Source organism: Clostridium sp. CMCC3677 (genome assembly GCF_023845585.1).
Lineage (GTDB): Bacteria > Bacillota > Clostridia > Clostridiales > Clostridiaceae > Clostridium > Clostridium aquiflavi.
This window is the reverse complement of the sequence record NZ_JAMQHS010000059.1, coordinates 1-265: the sequence shown is the minus strand read 5'-3', so window position 1 is coordinate 265 and position 265 is coordinate 1. Positions and strand designations below refer to the sequence as shown.

At 24.5% G+C, this 265-nt stretch carries 1 protein-coding gene; it reads right to left on the bottom strand.

The genetic code is table 11. The features are described 5' to 3' along the window. Positions 1-265: CopG family transcriptional regulator (locus tag NG901_RS16730; RefSeq protein WP_252217072.1), on the bottom strand; the 265-nt coding region annotated here is incomplete at both ends.

The window sequence follows — 265 nt, the reverse complement described above, 5'->3', positions numbered from 1 at the left end:
AATCCTTTTTTATTATTTACTTTTCTTTTTTCTAAATTAATTTTGATTTCCTGTATTTTTTTCTCTGTTGCCACAGCTCTGTCATAAATTTTTTTCTGATTTTTTTCTTTTTCTTCGTAAATTTCTATCTCTTTTTTTGTGGCAACAAGTAAAATTTCACTCATAGTCATGTTTTTTGATTCTGCAATTATCTTAAGCTTTTTCTTTTCTTTTGATGTTACTCTAATCTTGATATAATCATCTTTTATAGATTTTGTTCCCACAA